This is a genomic window from Saccharopolyspora flava (assembly GCF_900116135.1).
Classification (GTDB): Bacteria; Actinomycetota; Actinomycetes; order Mycobacteriales; family Pseudonocardiaceae; genus Saccharopolyspora; species Saccharopolyspora flava.
The window spans coordinates 624,329-640,786 of the sequence record NZ_FOZX01000002.1 but is presented as its reverse complement, the minus strand read 5'-3'; the positions used below and the strand labels follow the sequence as shown (position 1 = coordinate 640,786).

Sequence of the window (16,458 nt, the reverse complement as noted above, 5' to 3'; positions counted from 1 at the left end):
TGATCTGCGGACGGGTACTGTGGGAGGCGGTGAGCACGGGAGCCCGGCGGACCGGGCTGAGAGGGAGCGCAGGGCTCCGACCGTCGAACCTGATCCGGGTCATGCCGGCGCAGGGAGCGTGGAGTTGTCTGGGAAGAGCACTGATCATGTCGCCGTGGTGGGCGGCGGAGTCGTCGGTCTGTCGGTGGCCTGGCGCGCCGCCGCGGCCGGGAACCGGGTGAGCCTGGTCGATCCGGCCCCCGCCTCCGGTGCGTCGCACGTGGCGGGCGGGATGCTCGCCCCCTTGGCCGAGGCGTGGCCCGGCGAGGAGGAACTGCTGGAGCTCGGCACGACGTCGCTGGACCTCTGGCCCGGCTTCGCCGACGAGCTGGCCCGCGCCGCCGGGATGCCGTCCGGGCTGCGCACCGACGGCACGCTGATGATCGGCATCGACGGCGCCGATCGCGGCGAGCTCGACACCGTCGCCGGGCACCTGGCCGGTCTCGGCCGCAGCGTCACCCGGCTCACCGGCCGCGAACTGCGCAAGCGCGAACCCGCGCTGGGCCCGGCGGTGCGCGGCGGTCTGGAGATCCCCGGTGATCTCGCGGTGGACAACCGGCTCGCGCTGACCGCGCTGCGGGCGGCGGCGGAGGCCGCGGGCGTGGAGTTCGTCGCCGAGCGCGCCGAGCGGGTCCGGCCCGGTGCCGTGGAACTCGCCGACTCCGAGCTGGAGTGCGACGTCGCGGTGATCTCCGCGGGCGTGCGCTCCGGCGACCTGCACCCGGCGCTGAGCGGCGCGATCCGGCCGGTCAAGGGCGAGATCCTGCGGTTGCGGCGCCGCGCCACCGCGCTGCCGCCGCCGGTCCGCACCGTGCGCGGCCCGGTCCACGGCAGGCCCTGCTACCTGGTGCCGCGCGACGACGGGGGAGTGGTGCTCGGCGCCACCCAGTACGAGGTCGGCTTCGACACCGAGGTCACCGTCGGCGGCGTCCGCGACCTGCTCTCCGACGCCGAGACCGTGATGCCGGGCATCGCCGAGTACACGCTCGTCGAGGCCACCGCCGGGCTGCGCCCGAGCACCGCCGACAACCTGCCGCTCATCGGCTGGCTGGAACCCGGGGTGCTCGCCGCGACCGGGCATCACCGGGGCGGGTTCCTGCTCACCCCGGTCACCGTCGAGGCGGTGCTGGCGCTGCTGCGCGGGGAGGAGCCCGGCGCGCTCATCAAGGCCACCGATCCGAGTCGCCTGGGAGGGCAGCAGTGAAGATCGTGATCAACGGCGAGGCGCGGGAGGTCGCCGCCGACGCCACGCTCGCGTCGGCGCTGGACGACTTCGGCGTGCCGGAACGGGGCGTGGCCGTGGCCCTGGACGGCGCGGTGGTGCCGCGCGCGTCCTGGCAGGGCACGGCGCTGCACGCCGACGCCACCATCGAAGTCCTCACCGCAGTGCAAGGAGGCTGACCGTGGACGACCCACTGGTGATCGCCGGTCGTGAGTTCGGTTCGCGTCTGATCACCGGGACCGGCGGGGCCACCAACCTCGCGGTCCTGGAACGCGCGCTGATCGCGTCCGGCACCGAGCTGACCACCGTCGCGATGCGCCGCGCCGACGCCGGTGGCGGCACCGGCGTGCTCGACCTGCTGCGCAAGCTCGGGATCGAAGCGCTGCCCAACACCGCGGGCTGCCGCACCGCGGCCGAGGCCGTGCTCACCGCCCAGCTGGCCCGCGAGGCGCTGGAGACGAACTGGGTGAAGCTGGAGGTGGTGGCCGACGAGGACACCCTCCTGCCCGATCCGGTCGAGCTCCTCGACGCCGCCGAGCAGCTGGTGGACCAGGGCTTCGTCGTCCTCGCCTACACCAACGACGACCCGGTGCTGGCGCTGAAGCTGGAGGAGGCCGGCTGCGCGGCGGTCATGCCGCTGGGCTCGCCGATCGGCACCGGCCTGGGCATCCGCAACCCGCACAACATCGAGATAATCGTCTCCCGGGCGAACGTCCCGATCGTGCTCGACGCGGGCATCGGCACGGCCTCCGACGCGGCCCTGGCGATGGAGCTGGGCTGCTCGGCGGTCCTGCTGGCCACCGCGGTCACCCGCGCCCAGGACCCGGAGCGGATGGCCACCGCCATGCGCTCGGCGGTCGAAGCGGGCCGCCTCGCCTCCCAAGCGGGCCGCATCCCCCAGCGCTTCTGGGCCCAAGCCTCCAGCCCCGGCACCCCGATGGGCTAGTTCTGGACCCGAAGGGTCGGGGAGTTGGACGGTTTTTGCCAGAATCGCCCGGGATTTCGGAGTCGAAATCCCGGGCGATTCTGGCAAAAACCGTCCCCAGCCGCGCCACCGAACCCCGCGCGACCAGCCGCGGCGGCTGCTCAGCGGATGTGGAGGCGTTCGGGGCGGACGAAGCTGATCGTGTAGCTCTTCCACGGGTTGTCGTAGCCGAAGGAGCGGTCGATGGCCTGGCGGGCGTGCAGCGCGTTCTCCACCAGGGAGCTCGCCAGCAGCTCCGAGGCCGGGGCGCCGCCTGCCGGGATGTCGGGGATCTTGGCCGTGGACTTGCCGCCCAGCAGGTCGTCGACCGAGCGCAGCGCGGGGACCGCGACCTTGCGCTCCTCGGCGGGCCGGAACGCCAGGGTGGAGACGTCCTGGCGCAGCGCGTCCAGGGCGATCGCGGCGGCGCGGGTGGCGTGGTTGTCGTCGGTCTCCTCGCCGGTGCCGTCCAGCAGCGCCGGCATCCCCAGCAGGTCCTGGGTGCGGCGCAGCGCGAGGACGTTCGCGGCCTGCAGCGCCTTCGGCAGGTCCGCGCCCTGACCGGACGCGCGGACGCTGCGCAGCAGCTCCGAGACCGACCACACGGTGGAGCGGACCGCGCCGCGCACGTCCGGGAGGATGCTGCTGGGCAGCACCAGGTAGCTCACGTAGCCGACGATCAGCGCGATCGCCGCGCCCACCGCGGTGTTGGCGGCGAAGCTGATGCCGACGTTGACCAGCGGCCGGTCCAGCGCCATCGCCTGGTCCACGACGGTGATCACGATCAGGCAGCCCAGCACCACCTGGTACTCGGCGCGCAGCCGCGGCATGTTCAGCAGCATCCCGCCGATGACCAGCGGCACCAGCAGGTACGCGCCCGGCAGCAGGGTGATCAGGATGGCCAGCGCGGTCACGCCCAGCACCGCGCCACCGGTGCGCTCCAGGGCACCGGTCATGCTGTCGCGCGCGGCGGGCGCCAGCACCACGTAGAGCGCGAGCAGCAGGCTCGACGCCGACGGGTCGCGCATCAGCAGCACGATCACCATGCCGACCGCGACGGCCAGGGTGCAGCGCAGCGCGTGCCGGAACAGCGAGGACCGGAACGACAGGTGCGCGCGGACCGCCCCGACCAGCCGCTCCTTCAGCGCGCCGTCCTCGGCGGGCGGCACCGGCGACTCGTCCCGGTTGACCACGGCGGCCCGGATCCGGTCGAGACCCTGGTTCACGCCCGCGACCGCGTCGGGCAGGTCCTGCCTGCCACCGCGGGCGACGACCAGCTGCGCCGGGTCGCGGCGGGCCGCCATCGGCAGGCCGGTGCAGGCGCGGGAGCGGACGGCGCGGGCGAGCTCGGCGGCGACCTTGTCGGCCTCGGCGACGATCTCGCGCAGCCGCTCGGCCTCGATCCGGTCGCTCTGCTGGGCCTGCGCGAGCAGCGTCTCGCGGGCGGCCCGGAACCGGGCCGAGCCCGCCAGCACCTGACCCAGCCAGGTGCTGGAGCCGTCGGCGCGCCACGCCGCCGCGGCCCCTTCGAGCACGCCGGGTCCGGGGGTGAGCAGGGTGCGGGCCACCGCGACGCGCGTGGCGTGGCCGGGATCGCCGAGCCCGACGATCACCCGCAGCAGCAGCGCGAACAGCCCGCCCGCGGCGGTGGAGGCCAGCAGCACCAGGAACGGCTGGTCGTTGCCGATGCCGGTCGTGGTGGTCACCAGCGTCGCGGCGGCGAAGATCTGCCCGCCGATCCGGTAGTGCTCGCCCAGCGCCGGCAGCATCCCGGTGCCGAACACCACCAGCGCGACCGCGAGCCCGGCCAGCACCGGCACCTTGGTCAGCATCGGGCCGACGGCCATCATCAGCACCAGCGCGGGCGTCAGCCACATGAACCGGCGCAGGTCGGAGCGCAGCGCCTGACCGCTGGTGGCGGTCAGCGCCAGCACGGTCGTCAGCGCCCCGAGCAGCATCGGGGTCTGCAGTTCGAAGAACCATCCGGCGACGGTTCCGGCGACGACGGCGAGCACCACCAGCAGCACGTACTGGCGCTGCCGGGGATCCGGCGCACCCGCCTCGGTGGCCAGCCATCCCCGCGCTCGTGTCAACACCGCTTTAGCCACTGCTCTCGCAAACCCCTGTCGTCCCTCGCCGCGCTCCAGGTTCCGCGCCCTGGGATTACGCGTCTCTCGAACATATGTCGACGAGTAACACCTATCGGGTTACAGGGTGGGGGCGAGAATCACCCTATTGATTGGTCAGTACGAGCGAGGGCTGATGCGCCAGAAGGTCGACACCGGCCCCACGCCCGACCCCAGCGGGTAGGCGTCGGCGACGCTGCGGGTGACGAACCGCTTGCCGCCGCGCACCGCGTCCGGCATCGAGGCGCCCTTGGCGAGCGCGGCGGTGATCGCCGAGGCGAACACGTCGCCTGCGCCGTGGGTGTGCTCGGTGGCGTAGCGCGGGCCGGGCAGCGCGAGGGCCTCGGTGCCGTCGAAGAGGAGGTCGACGCACTCCGGGTCGTCGGGCAGGTGCCCGCTCTTGATCAGCACCCACTCGGGGCCGAAGTCGTAGATCGCCTTGGCCGCGTCCAGCAGGTCGTCGCGGGTGCGCGCGTCGATGCCGGTCAGCAGCCGCACCTCGTCGAGGTTCGGGGTGACCAGCGTGGCGCGCGGGAACGCCCGGTGGCGCAGCGCGTCGAGCGCGTCGGGGTGCAGCAGCGGCTCACCGCTGCGCGCGGCGGCGACGGGATCGACGACGAACGGCGTCGTGCCGCCGCGCCCGATGCCGTGCCGGTCGCAGGCCTCCAGCATCGCGTCGATGGTGGCGGCCGAGGCGAGCATGCCGGTCTTGGCGGCGCCCACGCCGATGTCGGAGGCCACCGCGTCGATCTGCGCGGCCACGGTCTCCGCCGGGACCTCCACCACCCCGGACACGCCGGTGGTGTTCTGCACGGTCACCGCCGTCACGGCGGTCATGCCGTGCACGCCGCAGGCGAAGAAGGTCCGCAGGTCCGCGTGCATCCCCGCGCTACCCCCGGAATCCGACCCGGCGATCGTCAGCGCGGTGGGCGGAGCGGTCATCTCATGCATTCCTGAAATGCTACGTCGAGTGCGTTCCGCATCGATCGGCTGCGGAGCGTGCTGGTGACGAGGGGTCGGCTCCGGTGGAGCCGCCCCCGTCGGGGTCACTGCGTCGTGATCGGGAGGTAGACCTCGCCTCCGGTCCGGGTGAACTCCTCGGACTTCTCGGCCATGCCCGCTTCGATGGCTTCGACGCTGGTCAGGCCGTGCTCCTCGGCGTAGGCGCGAACGTCCTGGGTGATCTTCATCGAGCAGAACTTCGGCCCGCACATGGAGCAGAAGTGGGCCGTCTTCGCCGGTTCGGCGGGCAGCGTCTCGTCGTGGAAGGCGCGGGCCGTGTCCGGGTCCAGCGACAGGTTGAACTGGTCGGTCCAGCGGAACTCGAAGCGGGCCCGCGACAGGGCGTCGTCGCGCTCCTGGGCGCGCGGGTGCCCCTTGGCGAGGTCGGCGGCGTGGGCGGCGATCTTGTAGGTGATCACGCCGGTCTTCACGTCGTCGCGGTTGGGCAGGCCCAGGTGCTCCTTCGGCGTGACGTAGCAGAGCATCGCCGTGCCGGCCTGGGCGATCATCGCCGCGCCGATCCCGGAGGTGATGTGGTCGTAGGCGGGAGCGATGTCGGTGGTCAGCGGGCCGAGCGTGTAGAACGGCGCCTCACCGCACAGCTCCTCCTCCAGCCGCACGTTCTCCGCGATCTTGTGCATCGGCACGTGCCCCGGGCCCTCGATCATCACCTGCACGTCGTGCTCGCGGGCGATGTGGGTGAGCTCGCCGAGGGTCTCCAGCTCGGCGAACTGGGCGCGGTCGTTGGCGTCGGCGATCGAGCCCGGCCGCAGGCCGTCGCCCAGCGAGAACGTCACGTCGTAGGCGCGCAGGATCTCGCACAGCTCGCTGAAGTGCGTGTAGAGGAAGCTCTCCCGGTGGTGCGCCAGGCACCAGGCCGCCATGATCGACCCGCCGCGGGAGACGATGCCGGTGACGCGCTGGGCGGTCAGCGGCACGTAGCGCAGCAGCACCCCGGCGTGCACGGTCATGTAGTCCACGCCCTGCTCGCACTGCTCGATCACGGTGTCCCGGTAGATCTCCCAGGTCAGCGAGGCCGGATCGCCGTTGACCTTCTCCAGCGCCTGGTAGATCGGCACGGTCCCGATCGGCACCGGCGAGTTGCGCAGGATGCGCTCGCGGGTCTCGTGGATGCGCTTGCCGGTGGACAGGTCCATCACGGTGTCGGCACCCCAGCGGGTCGCCCACACCATCTTCTCCACCTCCTCCTCGACCGAGGAGGTGACGGCGGAGTTGCCGATGTTGGCGTTGACCTTCACCAGGAAGTTCTTGCCGATGATCATCGGCTCGCTCTCCGGGTGGCACCGGTTCGCCGGGATCACCGCGCGGCCCGAGGCGACCTCGTCGCGGACGAATTCCGCCGAGAGGCCCTCGCGGTGCGCGACGTACTCCATCTCGCGGGTGATCACGCCCGCCTTCGCCCAGCCCAGCTGGGTGTTGTGCTCGCGTCCGTCCCGCCATTCCGCGCGCGTCGGAGCCAGACCGCTGTGGACGTCCACGGCGGCGTCGTCATCGGTGTAGGGCCCCGACGTGTCGTAGACGTCGAGGTGCTCACCGTTGGTCAGCTCGATGCGGCGGAACGGCACGTGCAGCCCGGATTCGGTGCTGCTGAAGACCTTTCGGGATCCCTCGACGGGTCCCGTGGTGATTCCGGATGCGTTCGGATACACGTCGGCCACTGCCGTTCACTCCCTACGCCGGCATTACCCGGTCAGGTTCTGCGGTCGGCGGCCCCGGAGTTGCTCCAGCCACCCTCTCAGCCCGCTTTCGGTGCGAGCTCCCGCGGATTGATTTGTGCAGTGCCCGAGGCTACGGCGCAGGGGCTCCGGGGACAACAGCCCGATCCGGAGCCTCAGCCATCCGGATCAGTCGTCGGCGAACGGGTCGCCCATCTCGGCCGGGTCCCAGCTCAGGCCGGGCACGCCCCACTCGTTGCGCTTGATCATCTTCTTCGCCGCGCGCGCGTGCCTGCCGGTGAGCCGGTCCAGGTAGACGTAGCCGTCGAGGTGGTCGGTCTCGTGCTGCAGGCAGCGCGCGAAGAAACCGGTGCCCTCGACCTCGACCGGATTTCCGTCCACATCGGACCCGGTGACCTTCGCCCAGCTCGCCCGGCCGGTCGGGTAGGACTCGCCGGGAACCGACAGGCAGCCCTCCCAGTCCTCGTCCGGGTCCGGCATCGTCTCCGGGATCTCCGAGGTGGTCAGCTCGGGGTTCACCACCAGGCCGCGGTGCTGCACGCCCTCGTCGTCCGGGCAGTCGTAGACGAACAACCGCAGGTCGACGCCGATCTGGTTGGCCGCCAGCCCGACCCCGTTCGCCGCCGCCATCGTCTCGAACATGTCCTCGACGAGCGTGCGCAGCTCGGCGTCGAAGTTCTCCACGCGCCGGGTCGGGTGGTGCAGCACGGGGTCGCCGTAGACGCGGATGGGGTGAACAGCCATGCGCGGACTCTATCGGTTGCGCAGGTGAGGCACCCGAGCCGCTCTTGCGCGTGAAAACCGCGTGTGATCGGCTCACCGTCGAGATCACGGCATGGTTCAATTGGTCCGGGAATGACAGCCGTGTGATTCTCCGCGACCGATCGCGAGGCGAGGAGCCGGATGGACGCCGCCCAGATGCTGACCGCGAAGGAGATCGCCCGTCAGTGCGAGCAGCTCGCGCGGACGCACGGGCGGCAGCAGGCTCCGGAACGCCGGCGGTTGCAGCTCGCGGAACCGATCACCCAGCCCATCCAGCGGATCGTCGAACCGGAACCCGCCCCCGCGGAACCGGAACCGGCGGATCGGGAGCTCACCGATCGGGAGTTGGGCATCCTCGCCTTCGAGGCGCAGTGGTGGAAGCGCTCCGGCAAGAAGGACATCGCGATCCGCGAGCTGTTCGACATGTCCGCGTCGCGCTACTACCAACTTCTCAACACGCTGCTGGATTCACCCGCGGCGTTCCGCGCGGACCCTATGCTGATCAAGAGACTGCGCAAGGCACGGGCGGCGCGGCAGCGCGCCAGGGCCGCTCAACGACTGGGAATCGAGTTGCACTGATGAGTGTTGGGGAACCGTCCGGCGGGCCAGGCGGGGCCAAGCTGATCGGCCTGGGTCTGATCGGAGTCGGCGTGCTCGCCGCCGTGTTCGGGACCGTGAGCCTGATGTCCGGCGAGTCCTCGGACACCGCCCAACCGCTGCCGCCGGACCCCTCCTCGCAGGTGCAGTCGCCGCCGAAACCCGCCCCGTCCACCGTCGCCCCGCCCGTGCAGCCGCCGCCGGTCGCGCCCCCACCGGTGAGCGAGCCGCCGCAGTCCGCGCAGCCGGGACCGGGCCAGGCCCCCGGGGCCGGCCAGTCGACCGGTTCGGGCTCGGGCGAGTCGACGGGATCGGGCCAGTCGCAGGACATCCCGGTCGGGTCCGGCAAGGGCAGCGAGCAGATCATCGTGCGGGTCTACAACAACTCGACGATCTCCGGTCTCGCGCACCGCGCCGCCGAGGACCTCCGCAAGGCCGGCTACCAGGTGCCCGAGGTCGGCAACTACGCCGCGGGCACGATCCCGACCACCACGGTCTACTTCCGCCCCGGCACCGACGAGGAGCGCCAGGCCAAGGAGCTCGCCGCCCGGATCGGCGCCCGCGCCGACGCCCGGTTCGACGGGATCCAGGACGCCACTCCCGGCTTGATCGCCATCATCACCAACGACTACAAGGGTCCTTCTGTCGGGAAGTGATCTGTGGTCACCTTCGCTGGCCGTCGGCGTAGGAGGCGAGGGCTTCGAGCTGGGCCGGGTCGAGGGAGGGGCGGACCGCTTCGCGGGCCTTGGTCAGGTGGGAGTTCGTGACCTCGGCTGCTGTGAGGGATTCGCGCATGGCCGTGAGGGCGGCTTCGCGGACCAGGGCCGTGCAGTCGGCTGCTGAGTAGCCGTCGAGCGTCGCGGCCAGCTCGGCCAGGTCGACGTCGTCGGCCAGCGGGGTGTTCTTGGCCGCCGCTGCGAGGATCGCCTGGCGGGCGTCGGCGTCCGGTGGTGGGACGTAGACGAGGCGCTCCAGTCGTCCCGGGCGCAGCAGGGCCGGGTCGATCAGCTCCGGGCGGTTGGTGGCCGCGAGCACCACGACGTCGCGCATCGGCTCGACGCCGTCGAGCTCGGTGAGCAGAGCCGCCACCACGCGGTCGGCGACGCCGGAATCCGAGGACTGGCCGCGTCGCGGGGCCAGCGCGTCCACCTCGTCGAGGAACACCAGCGATGGCGCGGCACCCCGGGCGCGCAGGAACAGCTCCCGCACCGCCCGCTCGGACTCGCCGACCCACTTGTCCATCAGCTCCGCGCCCTTGACCGTGAGCACGTTGAGCCGGCCGCTGCCCGCCAGCGCGCGCACCAGGTAGGTCTTGCCGCAGCCCGGCGGGCCGTAGAGCAGCACGCCGCGCGGCGGCTCGACTCCCAGCCGGGTGAACGAGTCCGGGTACTGCAGCGGCCACAGCACCGTCTCGGTCAGGGCCTGCTTGACCTCGGTCATGTCGCCGACATCGTCGAGAGTGAGCCCGCCGGTCTGCAGGTTGTCCGAAGTGGACATCGAGATCGGGCGGACCGAGGACAGCGCGTCCAGCAGGTCCTGGTGGCGCAGCCGCGGGTCGGCGGGGTCGTCGGCGTGCCGCAGCGCGGCGCCCAGCGCGGCCTCCCGGCACAGCGCCAGCAGGTCGGCGACGACGAAACCCGGTGTGCGACCGGCGATGTCGTCGAGACGCACGTCCTCGTCGAGCGGGGTGCCGCGCAGCAGCACGCCCAGCAGGTCGGCGCGGGTGGCGTCGTCGGGCAGCCCGAGGGTCAGCTCGCGGTCGACCACGCCGGGTTCGCGCAGCCTCGGATCGACCGACTGCGGGTTCGCGCTGGTGACGATCACCGCGAGCCGGTCGTTGCCGAGGGCGCCGCGCAGCGCGTCGAGCGCGACCGTGGCCAGCGGCGGCGGGTCGGACTCGGGCAGCAGCGCCTCGACGTCGGTGATGAGCAGGACCCGATCGCCCGAGGCGCTGGTGGCGCGGTCGACGGCCTGCTGCAGCCGGGCCGCGGCGGTGCGGGCCTCGAGCGCGGCGATGCTGGGCGCGGCGACCTCGACGAGCTCGGCGCCCGCCTCGGCGCACACCGCGCGCACCAGCGTCGCCTTGCCGACGCCGGGCGGGCCGCTGATCAGCGCGCCGAGGCGGGGTTCGGCGCCGAGCCTGCGCAGCAGGTCGGGCTGGTCGAAGGCCAGCCGCAGCCACTCGGTGAGCCTGCGGGCGGTCTCGCGCGAGCCCACCAGGTCGGCCACCGGGACGGCGGCGTGCTCCTGCTCGGGTGCGGGCTGCGGGGTTTCCGGCTCGGCGGCCGGGGTCTCCGGCGGGGTCTCGGTGGTGCCGTCCTGCCACTCGACCACAGTGGACGGTTGGACGGCGACGGCTCCGGCGGGCTCGGCGGAGGCGATCGTGATGAGCTCGTTGGTCCAGGTCAGGCCGATCGCGGCGGACATCTGCCTGCGCACCTCCCCGGCCCGGGTGGACGAGGCGGGGGAGAGGTCCTGCGGCAGCAGCGACACCGCGTCGCCGGGGGAGAAGACCTTGCCGGTCAGCGCCAGCCGCGCGGTCTCCGGCGACACCGTCGCCCTGGCCATCCGGGACCCGGTGATCCGGACCCGCTTGGCGACCTCCACCTGCGCGGGGGCGACCGCGACGGAGGTTCCCTCGGTGACGCCGAGGTTGAGCAGCGCCACGTCGTCGAGCAGCAGGAATCCGGTGGGGGAGGTGCGCTCCGCGGCGGCGGCCAGCGCGACGGTCTCCCGGGCCCCGGTCAACCGCACCGCGCTCCACGGCCGCAGTCCCAGCGCGTCGAGCACCTCGGGGTGCAGCCGCACCACCCCGCGGCGGGTATCGCGAGCGGAGGCGGACACACGCGCAGTCAAACTGATCGAAGCCACCCCACCGACCTTAGCCCCCGCGACCCGCGGTCGCGGTGATCACGATCGTGGGCAGGGGGCGGTTTCAGTGGAAACTGTCCGTGATGATCAAAGTCCGTTGTGCCCGGAAAGTTCCCGCCAAGGGTACGTTTCGCGAGGAACGCGACCAAGGCGACCCAAGCTTTGGTAGAGGCGACCCACTACGGATACGTTTCACGAGGAGCGCGACTAAGGCGACCCAAGCTTTGGTAGAGGCGACCCACTACGGATACGTTTCGAAAGGCAGGGGAAATTTCGTTTGAAATTGGCGGACCGCACAACGCGAGGAGGACCACGAAACGAAGCCAATTTCGGACGAAATTGCCCCTCCGTACGCACTCAAAGTACCCCGCGGAGCGCTCCCAAGGCGACCCCCGAGGGGTCGGGACAGTTTTCATGAAAACTGTCACTCCACCTACACGGCGGGGCCCCAAAATCCCAGCTCAACCACGTCGAGACCCTGGGGTCCCCTCCACAGAGAGACCCCGTGGGGTCGGGAAGTTTTCATGAAAACTGTCACCACCCCCACGGGGTTCTTCGGGAGCGCTTCGCGGGGTCGGGCTGCTTGCGTGCGGAGTGGCAATTTCTCCAGAAATTGGCTTCGTCTTGGGGTTTTCTCGCGTTGTGGGGTCTGCCAATTTCAGAAGAAATTTCCACTGCCTATCGAAACGTACCCGTAGTGGGTCGCCTCTACTAAAGCTTGGGTCGCCTTGGTCGCGTTCGTTTCGAAACGTATCCGTAGTGGGTCGCGTCTACTAAAGCTTGGGTCGCCTTAGTCGCGTTCCTTTTGAAACGTACCCGTAGTGGGTCGCCTCTACTAAAGCTTGGGTCGTCTCGGTCGCGTTCCTTTCGAAACGTAGCCCAGAACCGTTCCTGCCTCAGGTGTCGTCGCGGTTTCGGCGGAGTTCGAGGCGGCGCCAGCTGCGGCGGGGGTGGCCCGGGCCTGCGGGGCGGCGGGGGAGCCTGACTCGGCGGGCGGCGCCCGCGACGCTGCGGCGGAGTGGTGGGCGGAGTCCCAGGCGGCGCTGGTTGCGGCGGCGGATGTCGCGGCGCTCGCGCGGGGCGGCGTCCCAGGCCTCCGGGTGCTGGGCCAGCCACTGGTAGCGGTAGACCGCGTAGGGGATGTGCAGCAGGTACAGCACCATCGCGATGGCCAGCGAGATCAGCGGGAACACCACGACCAGCGCGGCCAGCAGCGCCACGCCCACCAGCAGCGGGGCCACCAGCTTCGGCGGCACCTTCACGGTCTTCAGCGACAGCGTCGGCACCCGGCTGACCGCCAGCGCGGCGATGAGCACCATCCACACCATCACCACCGGCTGGTTCGCCCACCAGCCCGGGTAGCCGAAGTGCGCGGTCAGCGCGAGCGGCAGCAGCGCCAGCAGGCCCGCGGCCGGGGCGGGCACGCCGACGAAGAACTCCTTGGCGAACGGGGGCTGCTCGGCGTCGTCGAGCAGCGTGTTGAACCGCGCGAGGCGCAGCACCATGCACACCGCGAAGATCAGCGAGACCACCCAGCCGGCCCGGTTGTCCTGCATGTGCCAGGCGTAGAGGGTCAGCGCCGGTGCCACGCCGAAGGACATCGCGTCGGCCAGCGAGTCCAGCTCCGCGCCCATCTTGGAGGTGGCGTCGAGCAGCCGGGCGATCCGCCCGTCGAGGCCGTCGAGCACGGCGGCGACGGCGACGGACCCGATCGCGAAGTCCAGCTGCCCGTTGAGGGCGAACTGGATCGCGGATAGGCCGGCGCACATCGCCAGCACGGTGATCGCATTGGGCAGCAGCCGGACGCCGGGGGTGGTCCGCATGCTCATCGGTCGCGCTTCCCCCCGGGCAGTTCGGCCATCGGCGTCTCGCCGCCGATCGTGCGCTGGCCGGGCTCGACGAGGATCTTGCTGTCGGCGGGCACGTAGAGGTCCACGCGGGAGCCGAACCGGATGAGCCCGTAGGTGGAGCCCGCGGCGACGGTGTCGCCCGCGGCGACCTCGCAGACGATGCGGCGGGCGACCAGGCCCGCGATCTGCACGACCGCGACGCGGGTGCCGTCGTCGGTGCGCAGCGCCATCGAGTTGCGCTCGTTGTCCTCGCTGGCCTTGTCCAGGTCGGCGGAGAGGAACTTGCCGGGCCGGTAGACGATCGAGTCGATCCGGCCGCTGACCGGCGCGCGCTGGACGTGCACGTCGAAGATGGTCAGGAAGGTGCTGATCCGGGTCATCGGCTCGTCGCCGAGGCCGAGCTCGGCCGGCGGGACGGCGCTCTCGACGTGCGCGACGGCGCCGTCGGCGGCGGCCACGGCCAGGCCTTCGCGGGTCGGCGTGGTGCGCTCCGGCACGCGGAAGAACCACGCGCACCAGGCGGTGAGCACGGCGCCGACGGCGCCCAGCGGACGCCAGACTCGGCGCAGCACCAGCGTGGCGACGGCGGCGCCGATGACGAACGGCCTGCCTGCCGGGTGCATCGGCGGAACGGTGTCCTTGGCCAGCGCGATCAGGTGCGCCAGCGGGCTCTCTTGGGTGCTGCTCATCTAGGTGGTCGCGCCCCTGCGTCGGAGGTCATGTCAGCGCGGCGGGGTGGTCCAGCCTGCGCCGTAGACGTACAGCATCGCCGACGTCCGATCGGCTCCGTCGCCAGGGGCCGGAGTCGATCAAGGACGCGCCGTCTGACCTGCACGTATTTCGTGCGGGAACTCTACCGCCCCGCCCTCGCGAAGTCACACGGACGGGTGAACGACTTCGCGGGCCCTCCTTGCCCGTGCAACCAACCGAGCGGCCTGTTCCGTCCCTGGAGTGACCGCACCCGGTCGTGAAGTGAACAGTGATTTCGTTGACGCGGAGTCACCAAAAGAGTCGCCAACGTCCTCCGATAGCGGCTACGGACAGGCTGTGAACTCGATTACACTAGAAACCGCGTCACGAAACGTTGATCACTTCATCTCCTTCGTGTCCGCGAACGGCACCGTCGCTTGCCCGGTGCCGCGGACCACGGAAAAAGAGGGCCGTGCGCCGTCGGGGGGCGCACGGACCCGAAAACAAAGAGGCCGTTCGGCACCTACGGGGAGGTTCCGAACGGCCTCTTTGTCCGTCTGAGGCGGCCCAGGCGGCCTAGTCCTGCGGGCGGGCGTCAGTCCAGCGACAGGGCGGGCTCGTCCAGCTCCATCCGGGCCCCCATCAGCTCGGACAGCCCGTGGTACGGCTCGCCGTGCTCCACGCCGTCGGCGGTGCTGCGCAGCGCGAGCACCGAGACGCCCTCGTCGCGGCCGGAGACCACGCGGACCTCGTCCAGCGTCGACATCGCGTACTCGTCGAGGTAGAGGTCCAGCTCCAGCGACCAGCCGGTCTTGTCCTGGTCGAGGCGGGCGCTGGCCACGTCGCGGCTGTCCACCCACTGCGCGCCGGAGCGCTCCCGCAGCTCGGGGATCGGGCGGGAGGCGAGCTCGCTGAGCTGCTCCTCCTCGGCCTCGCGCAGCATCGCGAGGGTGCCCGCGAGCAGCCGCTTGGCGGCGCTGGCGTCGCTGGGCAGCAGGAGCAGCCCGCGGTCGGTGACCAGCAGGTCGTAGGACTCGCCGGAGCACTGCACCGGGCTGACGATGCCCGACAGCACGGGCTCGGGTTCCTCGGCGGGCTCGCGCGTGTGGTGCAGCGGGACGCCGAGATCGACCAGCACCCGGTGCAGGCCGGGGATGAGCCGCGGGTCGGTGACGGCCGGGCGGACCAGGCGGTCGGGGTCGATCGGCCGGCCGTTGGCCAGCCGCACCCCGGGCGGACCGCCCCAGTCGAGCTCGTGGTGGGCGCGCCCGGCGCAGACCAGCGCGTCGACGACCGTGCATCCCAGCAGGTCGGTGAGGGTGTCCTCGGCGGTCTGGTCGATCATCGACGGGTGCAGGCCCGGGTTGAGCACCGGGTTGATCAGGTCGCGGCCGTGACCGCGGTGGATGGCCACCAGCACGCCCTGGATCGTCGGGTCCACGCCGAGCCCGCACTGGTGGGCGGCGGCGCTGAGCTGCGCGGCCTTCTCGGCGGCCTGCGCCGCACCGGCCTGCCGGACCACGTCCGGCCACGGCAGCCGGGGGCCGAGCGAGTCCACCAGGAGGTTGTCCTCCAGCTCGGGGACGGCGTTGCGGGGCTTGCGCAGGATCGCGAAGGCCGGGCGCTCGTCGACCTCCTTGTCGGAGGACTTGAGTCGTTTCATCATCTCGACGCGGGTGCGCACCGGCAGCTCGCCGGTCTCCTCGGCGATGGCCTGCTTGGCGCGCTCGGCCAGCGCGGGCTTGCGCGCCGGGTGGTCCATGAAGCTGCGGAAGCCCAGCAGCACGTCCGGCGCGTGGCCGATCGTGGCGGCCATGCTCAGGTACTCGTCGGTGTAGTCCTGCCAGCCCAGCTCCACCGCGACCGACTTGCGCAGCGCCATCACCGCGTTGCGCTTGCCCGCGACCCGCACGGCCGCGGCGTCACCGGCCAGCACCAGCTCCCGGCTGGTGGTCACGGCGATCGCGGTGAACACCCGCGCGTACCCGGCGAACAGCCACTTCACCGGCCCGGCGGTGAGGCCGTCGCGGGTGCGCTGGACGCTGGCCAGCACCCGGTGCGCGGTCACGGCGAGCCTGCTGCGCCCGGTGAGGCGGCCGACGGCGTGCGCCAGCAGCGCGCCGAGCTCGGAGGTGGTCAGCGCCGCCAGCAGCGGCAGACCGATCTCCAGGTAGCGGGTGCGGGTGCGCAGGCCGAGCAGGGCGGTGTCCTCGCGGACGGTGACGCTCGGCTCGGAGGTGATGCGGATCTCGTCGGGCAGCGGGGAATCGGTGGCGTCGACGAGCTGGTCGACGGTCCGCCACAGGTTGGGCTGGTTCACCCGGTCCAGCGGCACGCCGCGCGGCCGGACCTTGTTGCGCAGCACCGCGCGCAGGCAGAACAGCAGGGTCGCGCCGACGACGAGGGCGGCGAAGGCGACCTTGAGCCCTCCGACGGTGTCCCGGCGGAACGTCATGCCCGCCATCATCAGCAGGCCTGCGACCAGGCCGAGGGACACGACGAAGAAACCGATGTGCAACGCCAGCGCCAAGGCGGCGCGCCAGGGGCCACGCACGTGCAAAACTCCGGAGGGGAAGCGGAAGGTCGGGCTCGCAGTCTTGGCGACCGCGCGTCGACCCGTCAACAACGGTGTGACAAG

General features: G+C 71.7%; 13 protein-coding genes and 1 riboswitch. Of the genes, 5 read left to right on the top strand and 8 right to left on the bottom strand.

Annotated features, from left to right (window positions below; genetic code table 11):
- Positions 1-25 precede the first annotated feature (25 nt).
- Positions 26-133, top strand: a riboswitch (TPP riboswitch).
- From thiO to thiG, 3 genes are all read left to right on the top strand, one after another.
- The gene (thiO, locus tag BM424_RS09825; protein WP_093415768.1) at positions 125-1,243 is read left to right on the top strand and encodes a glycine oxidase ThiO; all 1,119 of its coding nucleotides are present in this window, start codon (positions 125-127) and stop codon (positions 1,241-1,243) included. (Overlaps the previous riboswitch by 9 nt.)
- Complete coding sequence (thiS, locus tag BM424_RS09820) at positions 1,240-1,440, top strand: sulfur carrier protein ThiS (RefSeq protein WP_093415492.1); 201 nt, start codon at positions 1,240-1,242, stop codon at positions 1,438-1,440. Before thiO ends, thiS begins: the two co-directional genes overlap by 4 nt.
- A gap of 2 nt (positions 1,441-1,442) precedes the next feature.
- The gene (thiG, locus tag BM424_RS09815) at positions 1,443-2,207 is read left to right on the top strand and encodes a thiazole synthase (RefSeq protein ID WP_093415490.1); all 765 of its coding nucleotides are present in this window, start codon (positions 1,443-1,445) and stop codon (positions 2,205-2,207) included.
- 140 nt (positions 2,208-2,347) lie between these two features.
- On the opposite strand, the gene BM424_RS09810 is transcribed toward thiG, so the two are convergent.
- The 4 genes from BM424_RS09810 to BM424_RS09795 all read right to left on the bottom strand — a co-directional run bounded on the left by BM424_RS09810 (position 2,348) and on the right by BM424_RS09795 (position 7,794).
- Positions 2,348-4,321: an FUSC family protein gene (locus tag BM424_RS09810; protein ID WP_245775731.1), complete on the bottom strand. Its 1,974-nt coding sequence runs from the start codon at positions 4,319-4,321 to the stop codon at positions 2,348-2,350.
- A gap of 147 nt (positions 4,322-4,468) precedes the next feature.
- Positions 4,469-5,293, bottom strand: a complete 825-nt coding sequence (thiD, locus tag BM424_RS09805; RefSeq protein ID WP_093415487.1) for a bifunctional hydroxymethylpyrimidine kinase/phosphomethylpyrimidine kinase — start codon at positions 5,291-5,293, stop codon at positions 4,469-4,471.
- 104 nt (positions 5,294-5,397) lie between these two features.
- On the bottom strand, positions 5,398-7,032 hold the full coding sequence (gene thiC / locus BM424_RS09800; protein ID WP_093415486.1) for a phosphomethylpyrimidine synthase ThiC: 1,635 nt from the start codon (positions 7,030-7,032) through the stop codon (positions 5,398-5,400).
- 186 nt (positions 7,033-7,218) lie between these two features.
- On the bottom strand, positions 7,219-7,794 hold the full coding sequence (locus BM424_RS09795; protein WP_093415484.1) for a peptide deformylase: 576 nt from the start codon (positions 7,792-7,794) through the stop codon (positions 7,219-7,221).
- 288 nt (positions 7,795-8,082) lie between these two features.
- Between BM424_RS09795 and BM424_RS09790 the strand changes: the two genes are divergently transcribed.
- Together BM424_RS09790 and BM424_RS09785 are read left to right on the top strand one after the other, a co-directional pair.
- The gene (locus BM424_RS09790; RefSeq protein ID WP_245775753.1) at positions 8,083-8,391 is read left to right on the top strand and encodes a DUF3263 domain-containing protein; all 309 of its coding nucleotides are present in this window, start codon (positions 8,083-8,085) and stop codon (positions 8,389-8,391) included.
- Complete coding sequence (locus tag BM424_RS09785) at positions 8,391-9,065, top strand: LytR C-terminal domain-containing protein (protein WP_093415481.1); 675 nt, start codon at positions 8,391-8,393, stop codon at positions 9,063-9,065. Before BM424_RS09790 ends, BM424_RS09785 begins: the two co-directional genes overlap by 1 nt.
- Positions 9,066-9,072: 7 nt before the next feature.
- Here BM424_RS09785 and BM424_RS09780 read toward each other — a convergent pair whose 3' ends face one another.
- From BM424_RS09780 to BM424_RS09765, 4 genes are all read right to left on the bottom strand, one after another.
- Complete coding sequence (locus BM424_RS09780; protein WP_425441986.1) at positions 9,073-11,253, bottom strand: AAA family ATPase; 2,181 nt, start codon at positions 11,251-11,253, stop codon at positions 9,073-9,075.
- A 923-nt stretch (positions 11,254-12,176) separates the two neighbouring features.
- Positions 12,177-13,109 carry a CDP-diacylglycerol--serine O-phosphatidyltransferase gene (gene pssA, locus BM424_RS09775; RefSeq protein WP_093415478.1) on the bottom strand — a complete coding sequence of 311 codons (933 nt, stop codon included), beginning with the start codon at positions 13,107-13,109 and terminating at the stop codon, positions 12,177-12,179.
- Positions 13,106-13,819 carry a phosphatidylserine decarboxylase gene (locus BM424_RS09770; protein ID WP_093415477.1) on the bottom strand — a complete coding sequence of 238 codons (714 nt, stop codon included), beginning with the start codon at positions 13,817-13,819 and terminating at the stop codon, positions 13,106-13,108. The genes pssA and BM424_RS09770 overlap by 4 nt, the downstream gene beginning before the upstream one ends.
- A 596-nt stretch (positions 13,820-14,415) precedes the next feature.
- Complete coding sequence (locus BM424_RS09765; protein WP_093415475.1) at positions 14,416-16,374, bottom strand: M48 family metallopeptidase; 1,959 nt, start codon at positions 16,372-16,374, stop codon at positions 14,416-14,418.
- Positions 16,375-16,458 lie beyond the last annotated feature (84 nt).

Excerpts from the sequence above, each read along its gene's own strand:
- BM424_RS09795 (WP_093415484.1), bottom strand. The coding sequence starts at position 7,794 with ATGGCTGTTCACCCCATCCGCGTCTACGGCGACCCCGTGCTGCACCAC.
- BM424_RS09785 (WP_093415481.1), top strand. The coding sequence starts at position 8,391 with ATGAGTGTTGGGGAACCGTCCGGCGGGCCAGGCGGGGCCAAGCTGATC.
- pssA (WP_093415478.1), bottom strand. The coding sequence starts at position 13,109 with ATGAGCATGCGGACCACCCCCGGCGTCCGGCTGCTGCCCAATGCGATC.
- BM424_RS09770 (WP_093415477.1), bottom strand. The coding sequence starts at position 13,819 with ATGAGCAGCACCCAAGAGAGCCCGCTGGCGCACCTGATCGCGCTGGCC.
- thiD (WP_093415487.1), bottom strand. The coding sequence starts at position 5,293 with ATGACCGCTCCGCCCACCGCGCTGACGATCGCCGGGTCGGATTCCGGG.